Here is a 13,095-nt window from a genome sequence, read left to right as displayed (position 1 = left end):
AGTATTTGTCAGTGTGTGAGAGTTCGATGATGCGTTTTCGCTGCCTGTGGGTTATCGGCTGTTTGTGGTTTCCCTTGATGGGCTGGGCGGCAGTCATGCCACCGGCGCACGTTGCAACCTTGTCACCCAAGCAGCAACAGTGGCTGGCCCAGCAAGGAGAGCTGCGGGTCGGGCTGGTGTTGCAAGCGCCTTACGCACTCTACGATCGCCGTTTGCAGCGACTGTCCGGGGTTAACGTCGAGCTGATGAAATGGCTGGCCAAGTCACTCAAGGTCGAGCTGAGTTGGCGTAACTTTCCCGACATCGAGCAACTTGAAGCGGCTGCGCGCGAGGGCGAAATCGATATCGCGCCAGGACTGACCCAAACGCCCGGTGGGCTGCGCCTCTGGCAGTTTTCCGACCCGTACATGCGGGTGCCTCAATTGGTGGTCAGCGACCAGAAAGGCACCGGGTCGGTCGAGCTGGAAAAACTCGACAGCCAGACCCGCGTTGCCATTCGCATGCCCAGCGCCACTGCCGATTACCTGCGCAGCAACTATCCGCATTTGAACCTGCAGGGCGTTCCGGTGGAGCGACAGGCGCTGCAATTGTTGTTGAGTCAGCAAGCGGCCTACGCCATCGTCGATGAGGCGCAATTGGGGCGACTGTCCGTCGAACCGGAATTCGCCGGGCTGGTCGTCGTGGGCGACATAGGCTTGCCGCAACTGCTGCGGATCGCGACGCGGCGCGACCGGCCGGAGCTGGCCGGCATCGTCGAGAGCGCATTGCGGGCGATTCCGGCCAAGGATCTGGAGAACCTGCACAACCAATGGCTGCAACCCAAGTACCCCCGGCTCACCGAATCTCCGGGTTTCTGGCAAAACCTTTGCCTGCTGTTGCTGGTGCTGGCGCTGAGCAGCATGGCCATCGTGTTCTGGCAGCGGCGCCAGCAACACAGCCTGGAACAACGACTGGCGGCCGCGCAGGAAGATATTGCCTTGCGTGCCGCCAGCGAAGAAGCCTTGCGCCTGACGCAGTTTTCCATCGACCAGAGCACTGTGGGCATTCTCTGGGTCAATTGGGACAGTCACGTGCGTTATGCCAACCGCGCGGCCGAAACCATGTTGGGCTATGTGTCGGGGGGAATCATCGACCGACCCTTGATCGACTTCGAGCCGGGCTTGCACATGGATCGCTGGTTGAACCTGTGGAAACTCGCCAGGGCCAGTGATGACGCCCCGCAAAGTTTCGAAACCAATTGCTTGCGGGCCGATGGCAGCATCCTGCCGGCTGATGTTTCGTTGAGCTTCCTGCGGTTTCGCGACGGCGAATACCTGGTGGTTTACCTCACTGACGTCACCGAGCGTCGTCGCGCCCTGGCCGCGTTGCAGGAAAGTGAAGCGCGGCTGCAAGGGATCGCGGCGAATGTGCCCGGATTGGTCTTTCGTCTGGAGCGGGCACCGGTGACAGGCCAGATCGACTTTGCCTACATCAGCGAAGGCAGCGAGAAGCTGGTGGGTTATTCCCCGGCCACCCTGGCCCACCGTGACAAAGGTCTGCGCAGTCTGGTGCATCCGGATGACAAGGCCAGCTATCACCAGACCCAGGACCATGCGCTGGACACCGATAGCGACTGGTCATGGCAAGGGCGAATCCTGACCCGTCAAGGCGAGCAACGCTGGGCGGAGATCAAGGCGATTACCCGGCGGCTCAAGGACGGTGCCTATGTTTGGGACGGTATTGTCTGGGACATCAGCGAGAGCAAGCGCATCGAACTGGAGTTGGCCAGTTCCCGGGAGCAGTTGCGGGAGCTGTCCGCGCACCTGGAAAGCGTGCGTGAAGAGGAAAAGGCGCGCATTGCCCGGGAAGTTCACGACGAGCTGGGTCAGATGCTGACCGTGCTCAAGCTGGAGACGTCCATGTGTGAGCTGGCCTACGCCCAACTCGACCCCGGGCTGAACGAGCGCTTGAACAGCATGAAGCGCCTGATTGCTCAGTTGTTCCAGTTGGTACGTGATGTGGCGACAGCATTACGGCCACCGATTCTCGATGCCGGGATTGCCTCGGCCATTGAATGGCAGGCCCGTCGCTTTGAGGCGCGCACACAGATTCCGTGTCTGGTGCAGGTGCCGGACAATTTGCCGGTGCTCAGTGATGCCAAGGCGATTGGCCTGTTTCGTATCCTTCAGGAAGCACTGACCAATGTCATGCGCCATGCCCAGGCGCATACTGTCGAACTGACACTGGCCCTTGATGGCAACGAGCTCTGTCTGACCGTCAGCGATGATGGCGTAGGATTCGTCGCAGTTGCTGGCAGGCAGACTTCCTTTGGCGTGGTGGGCATGCGCGAACGGGTGCTGATCATGGGCGGCCAGTTGTCGCTTGAGAGTGAGCCGGGCGAGGGCACGACCCTGATCGTGCGAGTGCCGCTGGATGAGGAGAAGTGAGTGATCCGTGTACTGGTAGCCGAAGACCATACCATCGTCCGCGAAGGCATCAAGCAATTGATCGGCCTGGCCAAGGACTTGCTCGTGGTAGGGGAGGCGAGCAATGGCGAACAATTGCTCGAGACTTTGCGACATGTACCCTGCGAAGTGGTCCTGCTGGATATCTCCATGCCGGGCGTAAACGGCCTGGAAGCGATTCCACGCATACGTGCGCTGAACAATCCACCGGTGATCCTGGTGTTGTCGATGCACGATGAAGCGCAAATGGCGGCCCGGGCGTTGAAGGTCGGCGCTGCTGGCTACGCCACCAAGGACAGCGATCCGGCCCTGTTGCTGACGGCTATCCGCCGGGTGGCGGCCGGTGGACGCTATATCGATCCGGAACTGGCCGACCGGATGGTTTTCGAAGTCGGCCTGACCGATTCGCGCCCCCTGCACTCGCTGTTGTCGGAGCGTGAGTTTTCAGTGTTCGAGCGCCTTGCCCAGGGGGCGAACGTCAACGACATCGCCCAGCAATTGGCGTTGAGCAGCAAAACCATCAGCACCCACAAGGCGCGGCTGATGCAGAAACTCAACATCACCTCCCTGGCGGAACTGGTGAAATACGCGATGGAGCACAAGCTCCTCTAAAAGCGCCAAAATTCTTTGTGGGAGCCAGCTTGCTGGCGATGGCGTACTTGAGATCCTTTCGCCAGCAAGCTGGTTCCTACAGGAATAACGCGACGCCATATCCATTTACGACATCGCGCCAAAAAGCTTTTGCCGTCGCCCGTGGCTTGTAGCTGACAGCTTGCCGCTGCGTATGCCAAAACGCGCCATCCTTGTAGGGCAATCCCTACCCCCAACCTTCCATCCGTCTGAGGCGATTCTCTCCTGCACCCCGATTTGCGTGGTCTCCAGCGTCCACTAGGCTTAGTCCACAGCAGTCATCAACAACAAAGGTGTGGGTATGAGCCAGGTCGATTCAAGCGCAGGGGCCAATGATGTTCTGGTCAGCTTTCGTGGAGTGCAAAAGAGCTACGACGGCGAGAACCTGATCGTCAAAGACCTCAACCTGGATATTCGCAAAGGCGAATTCCTCACCCTGCTCGGGCCGTCCGGTTCCGGCAAGACCACCAGCCTGATGATGCTTGCCGGTTTCGAAACCCCGACCGCCGGTGAAATCCTCCTGGCCGGTCGCGCCATCAATAACGTGCCGCCGCACAAGCGCGACATTGGCATGGTGTTCCAGAACTACGCGTTGTTCCCGCACATGACGGTCGCCGAGAACCTGGCGTTCCCGCTGACCGTTCGCGGCATGAACAAGAGCGATGTCAGCGACAAGGTCAAGCGTGTGCTGAGCATGGTGCAACTCGACGCCTTCGCTCAGCGTTACCCGGGACAACTGTCCGGCGGTCAGCAGCAGCGTGTGGCGTTGGCCCGCGCACTGGTGTTCGAGCCGCAACTGGTGCTGATGGACGAACCCCTTGGCGCGCTCGACAAACAACTGCGTGAACACATGCAGATGGAAATCAAACACCTGCACCAGCGTCTGGGCGTGACCGTGGTCTACGTGACCCACGACCAGGGCGAAGCCCTGACCATGTCCGACCGCGTGGCGGTATTCCATCAAGGTGAAATCCAGCAGATCGCGCCGCCGCGCACGCTCTACGAAGAGCCGAAAAATACCTTCGTCGCCAACTTCATCGGCGAGAACAACCGACTCAATGGCCGTTTGCACAGTCAGACCGGCGACCGCTGCGTGGTGGAACTGGGGCGTGGTGAAAAAGTTGAAGCGCTGGCGGTGAATGTCGGCCGGACCGGCGAGCCGGTGACCTTGTCCATTCGCCCGGAGCGCGTGAGCCTCAATGGCTCCAGCGAGTCCTGCACCAACCGCTTCTCCGGAAGGGTGGCGGAATTCATCTATCTGGGCGACCACGTCCGGGTTCGCCTGGAAGTCTGTGGCAAGACCGACTTCTTCGTGAAACAACCGATTGCCGAGCTCGATCCCGCGCTGGCGGTGGGTGATGTGGTACCGCTTGGCTGGCAGGTCGAGCACGTTCGCGCGCTCGATCCCCTTCTAGAGGCGAATTGATCGCCCTGGCTTCAACAACACCAACCCTGCACGTGGAGAGAACAATAAATGTTGAGATCCCTGAAATTCACCGCTCTGGCACTGGGCATGATGGGGGCAGCAAGCGCGATGGCGGCTGGCCCGGACCTGACCGTGGTGTCCTTTGGCGGCGCGAACAAGGCAGCGCAGGTCAAAGCCTTCTATGCACCGTGGGAAGCGGCAGGCAACGGCAAGATCGTGGCAGGCGAATACAACGGTGAAATGGCCAAGGTCAAGGCCATGGTCGACACCAAGAGCGTGTCCTGGGATCTGGTGGAAGTAGAGTCGCCAGAACTGTCCCGTGGCTGTGACGAAGACATGTTCGAGCCGCTCGATCCAAAGCTGTTCGGCAAGACCGAAGACTACGTCAAAGGCGCGATTCAGCCTTGCGGCGTGGGTTTCTTCGTGTGGTCGACCGTGCTGGCCTACAACGCCGACAAGCTGAAAACCGCACCGACCAGCTGGAAGGACTTCTGGGACACCAAGCAATTCCCGGGCAAGCGTGGCCTGCGTAAAGGCGCCAAGTACACCCTGGAATTCGCTCTGATGGCCGACGGCGTTGCGCCGAAAGACGTCTACAAAGTGCTGGCCAGCAAAGACGGTCAGGACCGCGCGTTCAAGAAACTCGACGAACTCAAGCCAAGCATTCAATGGTGGGAGGCCGGTGCTCAACCGCCGCAATACCTCGCATCCGGTGATGTGGTCATGAGCTCGGCCTACAACGGCCGTATCGCTGCCGTGCAGAAAGAAAGCAACCTGAAAGTCGTGTGGAACGGCGGCATCTACGACTTTGACGCTTGGGCCATTCCAAAAGGCCTGGACAAGGCGCGGGCAGAAGCGGCGAAGAAATTCATCGCCTTCTCGGTGCAGCCACAGCAGCAGAAGACCTACTCGGAAAACATCGCCTACGGCCCGGCCAACACCCAAGCCGTACCGCTGCTGGCCAAGGATGTCCTGAAAGACATGCCGACCACTCCGGAAAACATCGCCAACCAGGTGCAGATCGACGTCAGCTTCTGGGCTGACAACGGCGAGCAACTGGAACAGCGCTTCAATTCCTGGGCTGCGAAATAAACAGAGGGCTCGCCCTCTTGTGAGGGCGAGCTTTTGTGGCGAGGGAGCTTGCTCCCGCTTGAGTGCGCAGCACTCACAAAATTGGAAGTTGTCAGCAGAATTTTGGGGCCGCATCGCAGCCCAGCGCGAGCAAGCTCGCTCGCCACAAAAGTTCGCTCCCACTTTAATGATCGTTTAAAGATTTCCGGAGTACGCCATGGCTATCGCCGTTCCCCTGAACGCGGGCACTGATCCCACCTTGAAGCAACGGCTCAAGCACGCCGAGCGGGTCAACCGCTGGAAGGCCCAGGCCTTGATCGCGCCCCTGGTGCTGTTTCTGTTGCTGGTGTTCCTGGTGCCGATCGTGGCGCTGCTCTACAAAAGCGTCGGTAACCCGGAAGTGGTTGGCGGCATGCCGCGCACCGTAACGGCTATCGCCAGTTGGGACGGCCGTGGGCTGCCCGCCGAACCGGTTTACAAGGCGGCCAGCGAGGACCTCGCTGAAGCCCGCAAGAATCAGACCTTGGGCGACCTGTCCAAGCGCTTGAACATGGAGTTGGCCGGCTATCGCAGCCTGTTGACCAAAACTGCACGCGCCTTGCCGTTTGCCACCGAGCCAACCTCTTATAAAGAAGCACTGGAAGGTCTCGACGAGCGCTGGGGTGATCCCGCCTATTGGCAGGCCGTACGTCGCAACACCAGCAGCATTACGCCTTTCTATTTGCTGGCTGCCGTCGATCATCGCATTGATGACCTCGGCGAGCTGGCCCCGGCCACCCCGGATCAGGCGATCTACCTCGACATCTTTGCCCGCACCTTCTGGATGGGCCTGATCATCACCGTCATTTGCCTGGTGCTGGCCTATCCGTTGGCCTACCTGCTGGCGAACTTGCCGTCGCGTCAAAGCAACCTGCTGATGATTCTGGTGCTGCTGCCGTTCTGGACCTCAATCCTGGTGCGGGTCGCGGCGTGGATCGTGTTGCTTCAATCGGGTGGCCTGATCAACAGCGGCCTGATGGCCCTGGGCATCATCGACAAGCCGCTGGAACTGGTGTTCAACCGCACCGGGGTTTACATCTCGATGGTGCACATCCTGCTGCCGTTCATGATTCTGCCTATCTATAGCGTGATGAAAGGCATCTCGCCGACCTACATGCGTGCGGCGATTTCCCTCGGTTGCCATCCGTTTGCCAGCTTCTGGCGGGTGTACTTCCCGCAGACCTATGCCGGTGTCGGCGCCGGTTGCCTGTTGGTGTTCATCCTCGCCATCGGTTACTACATCACCCCGGCATTGCTGGGCAGCCCGAACGATCAGATGGTCAGCTACTTCGTCGCCTTCTACACCAACACCAGCATCAACTGGGGCATGGCAACCGCGCTGGGCGGGCTGCTTCTGCTGGCAACGGTCGTGCTTTATCTGATTTACAGCTGGCTGGTAGGCGCCAGTCGCCTGCGCCTGAGCTAAGGGGAGAACGAAATGCTGAGTCCTTATATGTCGCCCATTGAGCGGGTGTGGTTCTACAGTTTGCGGATTCTCTGCGGCCTGATTCTGTTGTTCCTGATTCTGCCGGTGTTGGTGATCATTCCGCTGTCTTTCAACTCCGGCAGCTTCCTGGTGTACCCGCTGCAAGGTTTTTCGCTGCACTGGTATCAGGACTTCTTCGCGTCGGCCGAATGGATGCGCTCACTGAAGAACAGCATCATCGTCGCCCCGGCCGCCACCGTGCTGGCCATGGTCTTCGGTACGCTGGCGGCCATTGGTCTGACCCGTGGCAACTTCCCTGGCAAGGCGCTGGTCATGGCGCTGGTGATTTCGCCGATGGTGGTACCGGTGGTGATCATCGGTGTGGCCAGTTACTTGTTCTTCGCCCCGCTGGGTTTTGGCAACAGCTTCTTCTCGTTGATCGTGGTGCACGCGGTATTGGGTGTGCCGTTCGTGATCATCACGGTGTCGGCGACTTTGCAGGGCTTCAACCAAAACCTGGTGCGCGCCGCTGCCAGCCTCGGTGCTTCGCCGCTGACGACGTTCCGTCGGGTAACCCTGCCGTTGATTGCGCCGGGCGTGATCTCCGGTGCGTTGTTCGCCTTCGCCACCTCGTTCGATGAAGTGGTGGTGACGCTGTTCCTCGCCGGTCCAGAGCAAGCGACTCTTCCAAGGCAAATGTTCAGCGGGATTCGTGAAAACCTCAGCCCGACCATCGCCGCTGCAGCGACGTTGCTGATCGCTTTCTCGGTGATCCTGTTGCTGACCTTGGAATGGTTGCGTGGGCGTAGCGAGAAATTGCGGACCGCACAGGTCTGACGCTCGACCAACTCCAGGAGCGAGCCTGCTCGCGATGAACGTCAACGATAACGCGGGAAACCTGACATCCCGCGGCGCTCTCAGGTTCATCGCGAGCAAGCTCGCCCCTACAGGTGTTCTTTAGTGGTTCTCGGGGTCGTCGGTCATTCACGACCTGAATACCAGACAACCCCAAATCCCCAGCTACTCTTGTGCCCAGCTCCCCTACCTAGTAAAGAGGCTGCGCACATGAGTCTTTCCTCTTTCAAAATCGCTCATAAATTGATCACTGGCGCCGGGGCTATCGAGCAACTGGCGGCGGAGTTGACGCGCCTGGACATCGACAACCCGCTGATCGTCACTGACGCCGCCCTCGTCAAATCCGGGACGGTAGAGCTGGCGCTGGCGCGGTTGGGGGATCGCACTTACGAAATCTTCGACCGGGTTTTGCCCGACCCGGAAATCGCCATCGTTGAAGACTGCATGCGGGTCTACCGCGACGGCGGGCATGACGGCTTGATCGGCCTGGGGGGCGGCAGCGCCATCGACATCGCCAAGAGTGTGGCCGCGTATGCCGGTTACCACGGCGCCTTGGAGGACCTGTTCGGCATCGACCAGGTGCCACGCAAGGGGCCGCCGCTCATCGCCATCCCGACCACGGCCGGTACCGGTTCGGAAGTCACCAACGTGGCGATCCTCTCCGATAAGGTCGCGCATTTGAAGAAGGGCATCGTCAGTGATTACCTGCTGCCGGACGTCGCTCTGGTCAGCCCGCAGATGACCTTGACCTGTCCCCGCAGTGTCACGGCGGCCAGTGGCGTCGATGCGCTGGTGCACGCCATCGAATCCTATCTATCGCTGAATGCGTCGCCGATTACCGATTCCCTGGCCATTGGGGCCATCAAACTGATTGCCAGGGCGCTGCCCAAGGCCTACGCCAATCCGTCCAATCTGCAGGCCCGCGAGGACATGGCTACCGCCAGCCTGATGGCCGGCATGGCCTTTGGTAATGCCGGTGTCGGTGCGGTACATGCGCTGGCGTATCCGCTGGGTGGGCGATTCAACATCGCCCATGGCGTCAGCAATGCATTGCTGCTGCCCCATGTCATGCACTGGAACAAGATGGCCTGCGTCGAGCGCATGCAGGATATTGCCCAGGCCATGGGCGTGAAGACCGCTCATCTGAGCGTCACGGAAGCGGCCGATAGAGCCGTGGAAGCGATGACCGAGCTGTGCGCGGCGGTGGAAATCCCGTCCGGCCTGCGCAGCTTCGGGGTTCCCGAAGACGCGATTCCGTCCATGGCCGTGGAAGCGGCGGGAATCGAGCGCCTGATGCGCAATAACCCGCGCAAACTGAGCGCTGTCGATATCGAGAAGATCTACCGCGCGGCTTACCAGGCATAGCCCAATCATCGCGGTCACGGTGCGCGCGTCAAAGCATGAGGTATACAATGCGCGCCATCGTGATTCTGCTCAGAAAAGGTGCGTCATGCAGCCCTTCGTTATTGCTCCGTCGATTCTCTCCGCCGACTTCGCCCGCCTGGGTGAGGAAGTGGACAATGTCCTGGCCGCTGGCGCCGACTTCGTGCACTTCGATGTCATGGACAACCACTACGTGCCCAACCTGACCATCGGCCCGATGGTGTGCTCGGCGCTGCGCAAGTACGGCGTGACCGCGCCGATCGACGCGCACCTGATGGTCAGCCCGGTGGACCGCATCGTCGGTGACTTCATCGAAGCGGGCGCGACCTACATCACCTTCCACCCGGAAGCCACGCAGCACATCGACCGTTCCCTGCAACTGATCCGTGAAGGCGGCTGCAAGTCGGGCCTGGTGTTCAACCCCGCGACCCCGCTGGACGTGCTCAAGTACGTGATGGACAAGGTCGACATGATCCTGCTGATGAGCGTCAACCCAGGCTTCGGCGGGCAGAAGTTCATTCCCGGCACCCTCGACAAGCTGCGCGAAGCGCGGGCGCTGATCGACGCCTCCGGTCGCGATATCCGCCTGGAAATCGACGGCGGCGTGAACGTCAACAACATCCGGGAAATCGCTGCGGCCGGTGCCGACACCTTCGTCGCGGGTTCGGCGATCTTCAACGCTCCAAACTATCAGGAAGTCATAGAAAAAATGCGCTCCGAACTGGCGCTGGCTCGTCCATGAGCGGATTTGAGCAGCTGTTCCCGGGAAGCCTGCCACGACTGGTGATGTTCGATCTGGACGGCACATTGATCGATTCGGTCCCTGACCTTGCGGCGGCCGTGGATAACATGCTGCTCAAACTCGGGCGTCAACCTGCCGGCATCGAAGCGGTGCGTGAGTGGGTGGGCAACGGCGTTCACATGCTGGTGCGCCGTGCCCTGGCCAATCACATCGACGCCGAGGGTGTCGATGAGGTCGAAGCAGAGCATGCCCTGGAGCTGTTCAATGGCTTCTATGAACAAGGTCACGAACTGACGGTGGTCTACCCTGGCGTGCGCTCCACCCTGAAGTGGTTGCACAAGCAGGGTGTAGAGATGGCGCTGATCACCAACAAGCCGGAGCGCTTCGTCGCGCCGCTGCTGGATCAGATGAAGATCGGTCGCTATTTCCGCCTGATCATCGGTGGTGACACGCTGCCGCAGAAAAAGCCCGATCCGGCCGCGCTGTTTTTTGTGATGAAAATGACCAATATCCCGGCTTCGCAGGCCTTGTTCGTTGGCGATTCGCGCAGTGATGTGCTTGCAGCGAAAGCGGCGGGGGTCAAGTGCGTAGCCTTGAGTTACGGCTATAACCATGGCCGTCCGATTGCCGAAGAATCGCCGACGCTGGTCATCGACGATCTGCGCAAACTAATTCCCGGTTGCCTGGATCCAGCGGCTGAGATAACGTTGCCCGACGCTGTTCAATCCCCTCCTGGAAATTCCATCGTGGTGGTCACTCGCAAACTCTGGATGAAAGTCATCAAGGCCCTGGCCCGTTGGCGTTGGCGCGCCTGACTTGTTCCTGGCCGGTTATCCGGCGCGTTTGCATACCTGACAGTTAGACCCTCAAACCACGAGGCACATCATGATCCGCGAAGAATTCCTGCGTTTGGCCGCTGCCGGCTACAACCGCATCCCGCTTGCCTGCGAAACCCTGGCCGACTTCGACACGCCGCTGTCGATCTACCTGAAACTGGCCGACGAGCCTAATTCTTACCTGCTGGAATCGGTACAGGGCGGCGAAAAGTGGGGCCGTTACTCGATCATCGGCCTGCCGTGCCGCACCGTGCTGCGGGTTCACGACCATCACGTCAGCGTGACCGTCGATGGCGTGGAGACTGAAAGCCACGACGTGGAAGACCCGCTGGCCTTCGTCGAAACCTTCAAGGCCCGCTACAACGTACCGACCATCGCCGGTCTGCCGCGCTTCAACGGCGGCCTGGTGGGTTACTTCGGCTACGACTGCGTACGTTATGTGGAAAAGCGTCTGGGTAAATGCCCGAACCCGGATCCGCTGGGCGTGCCGGACATTCTGCTGATGGTCTCCGACGCGGTGGTGGTGTTCGACAACCTCGCCGGCAAGATGCACGCCATCGTTCTGGCCGACCCGGCACAGGAAGACGCCTTCGAGCAAGGTCGCGCACGCCTGGAAGAACTGCTGGAAAAACTGCGTCAGCCGATCACTCCACGCCGTGGCCTGGACTTCAGCAAGCAACAAGCGGCCGATCCGGTGTTCCGCTCCAGCTTTACCCAAGACGATTACGAAAAAGCCGTCGACACCATCAAGGAATACATCCTGGCTGGCGACTGCATGCAGGTTGTGCCGTCCCAGCGCATGTCGATCGATTTCAAGGCCGCACCCATCGACCTGTACCGCGCGCTGCGCTGCTTCAACCCGACGCCTTACATGTACTTCTTCAACTTTGGCGACTTCCACGTCGTCGGCAGTTCGCCGGAAGTGCTGGTGCGGGTCGAAGACAACCTGATCACGGTGCGCCCGATTGCCGGCACCCGTCCGCGTGGGGCGACCGAAGAGGCCGATCTGGCGCTGGAAAAAGATCTGCTGTCCGACGACAAGGAAATTGCCGAGCACTTGATGTTGATTGATCTGGGCCGTAACGACACCGGTCGGGTCTCGGAAATCGGTTCGGTGAAGCTCACCGAGAAAATGGTCATCGAGCGTTATTCCAATGTGATGCACATCGTGTCCAACGTCACCGGGCAGTTGAAGGCCGGGTTGACCGCGATGGACGCTTTGCGGGCAATTCTGCCGGCGGGCACCTTGTCGGGCGCGCCGAAGATTCGAGCGATGGAAATCATCGACGAGTTGGAGCCCGTCAAGCGCGGCGTCTACGGCGGCGCCGTCGGCTATTTCGCCTGGAACGGCAACATGGACACCGCCATTGCCATTCGCACGGCGGTGATCAAAAACGGCGAGCTGCATGTGCAGGCCGGTGGCGGCATCGTCGCCGACTCGGTGCCGGCGCTGGAATGGGAAGAAACCCTGAACAAGCGCCGCGCGATGTTCCGCGCCGTTGCCCTGGCTGAACAAACTCCAGAAAGCTGACCCATGGACGGACCCGTATGCTGGCCGCCTCGACCGATCGAGCGCAGGCCGCAGCGGGTGGTTCATCCGAAGGCTGCATTAGAAGTCAGTGAATTCAAGAGGTTCTTAACGCCATGTTGCTGATGATCGATAACTACGACTCTTTTACTTACAACGTTGTGCAATACCTGGGTGAGCTGGGCGCCGAGGTCAAAGTCGTGCGCAACGATGAACTCACCATTGCTGAAATCGAAGCCCTCAACCCGGAGCGCATCGTGGTGTCTCCCGGTCCGTGCACGCCGACCGAAGCCGGCATCTCGATTGAAGCGATCAAGTATTTCGCCGGCAAACTGCCGATTCTCGGTGTGTGCCTGGGCCATCAGTCCATCGGCCAGGCCTTTGGCGGCGATGTGGTCCGTGCCCGCCAGGTCATGCACGGCAAGACCAGCCCGGTTTTCCACGAAGACAAAGGTGTCTTCGAAGGCCTGAACCGCCCGTTGACGGTCACGCGCTATCATTCATTGATCGTCAAGCGCGAAACCCTGCCTGATTGCCTGGAGCTGACGGCCTGGACCCAGCTCGAAGACGGTTCGGTGGACGAGATCATGGGCCTGCGTCACAAGACCCTGAACATCGAGGGCGTGCAGTTTCACCCTGAATCGATCCTCACCGAGCAGGGTCACGAGCTGTTCGCGAACTTCCTCAAACAAACTGGCGGCACGCGCTAAGGACT

11 protein-coding genes are annotated in these 13,095 nt (G+C 60.1%); all 11 read left to right on the top strand.

From position 1 onward, the window contains the following. Positions 1-26 precede the first annotated feature (26 nt). The 11 genes from F7R06_RS26655 (at position 27) to F7R06_RS26605 (ending at position 13,090) form a co-directional block, all read left to right on the top strand. Positions 27-2,426 (top strand): PAS domain-containing sensor histidine kinase, encoded by a 2,400-nt coding sequence (locus F7R06_RS26655; RefSeq protein WP_090325699.1) that lies wholly within the window; start codon positions 27-29, stop codon positions 2,424-2,426. Continuing rightward, entirely contained in the window at positions 2,427-3,056 is a 630-nt protein-coding gene (locus tag F7R06_RS26650; RefSeq protein ID WP_090325697.1) for a response regulator, read from the top strand. Between the two features lie 319 nt (positions 3,057-3,375). Beyond that, entirely contained in the window at positions 3,376-4,500 is a 1,125-nt protein-coding gene (locus tag F7R06_RS26645; protein ID WP_090325695.1) for an ABC transporter ATP-binding protein, read from the top strand. A gap of 48 nt (positions 4,501-4,548) precedes the next feature. Next, positions 4,549-5,592, top strand: coding sequence for an ABC transporter substrate-binding protein (locus F7R06_RS26640; protein WP_047534118.1), 1,044 nt, complete (start codon positions 4,549-4,551; stop codon positions 5,590-5,592). A 196-nt stretch (positions 5,593-5,788) separates the two neighbouring features. Further along, positions 5,789-7,036 carry an ABC transporter permease gene (locus F7R06_RS26635; RefSeq protein ID WP_090325693.1) on the top strand — a complete coding sequence of 416 codons (1,248 nt, stop codon included), beginning with the start codon at positions 5,789-5,791 and terminating at the stop codon, positions 7,034-7,036. Positions 7,037-7,048: 12 nt separating this feature from the next. Beyond that, positions 7,049-7,873, top strand: a complete 825-nt coding sequence (locus tag F7R06_RS26630; protein ID WP_090325691.1) for an ABC transporter permease — start codon at positions 7,049-7,051, stop codon at positions 7,871-7,873. Positions 7,874-8,101: 228 nt separating this feature from the next. Continuing rightward, complete coding sequence (locus F7R06_RS26625; RefSeq protein WP_090325688.1) at positions 8,102-9,256, top strand: iron-containing alcohol dehydrogenase; 1,155 nt, start codon at positions 8,102-8,104, stop codon at positions 9,254-9,256. 85 nt (positions 9,257-9,341) lie between these two features. Next, the gene (gene rpe / locus F7R06_RS26620) at positions 9,342-10,016 is read left to right on the top strand and encodes a ribulose-phosphate 3-epimerase (RefSeq protein ID WP_033044299.1); all 675 of its coding nucleotides are present in this window, start codon (positions 9,342-9,344) and stop codon (positions 10,014-10,016) included. Beyond that, positions 10,013-10,831 carry a phosphoglycolate phosphatase gene (locus tag F7R06_RS26615; RefSeq protein ID WP_090325686.1) on the top strand — a complete coding sequence of 273 codons (819 nt, stop codon included), beginning with the start codon at positions 10,013-10,015 and terminating at the stop codon, positions 10,829-10,831. Before rpe ends, F7R06_RS26615 begins: the two co-directional genes overlap by 4 nt. Positions 10,832-10,901: 70 nt before the next feature. Continuing rightward, entirely contained in the window at positions 10,902-12,383 is a 1,482-nt protein-coding gene (gene trpE, locus F7R06_RS26610; protein ID WP_090325684.1) for an anthranilate synthase component I, read from the top strand. A gap of 113 nt (positions 12,384-12,496) precedes the next feature. Further along, a complete protein-coding gene (locus F7R06_RS26605; RefSeq protein ID WP_090325683.1) occupies positions 12,497-13,090 on the top strand; it encodes an aminodeoxychorismate/anthranilate synthase component II in 594 nt (197 codons plus the stop codon). Positions 13,091-13,095: the final 5 nt, after the last annotated feature.

Source organism: Pseudomonas moorei, assembly GCF_008801475.1.
GTDB classification, from domain to species: domain Bacteria; phylum Pseudomonadota; class Gammaproteobacteria; order Pseudomonadales; family Pseudomonadaceae; genus Aquipseudomonas; species Aquipseudomonas moorei.
Note: the sequence above shows the minus strand (reverse complement) of the source record. Positions and strands in the feature narration are given on the sequence as shown.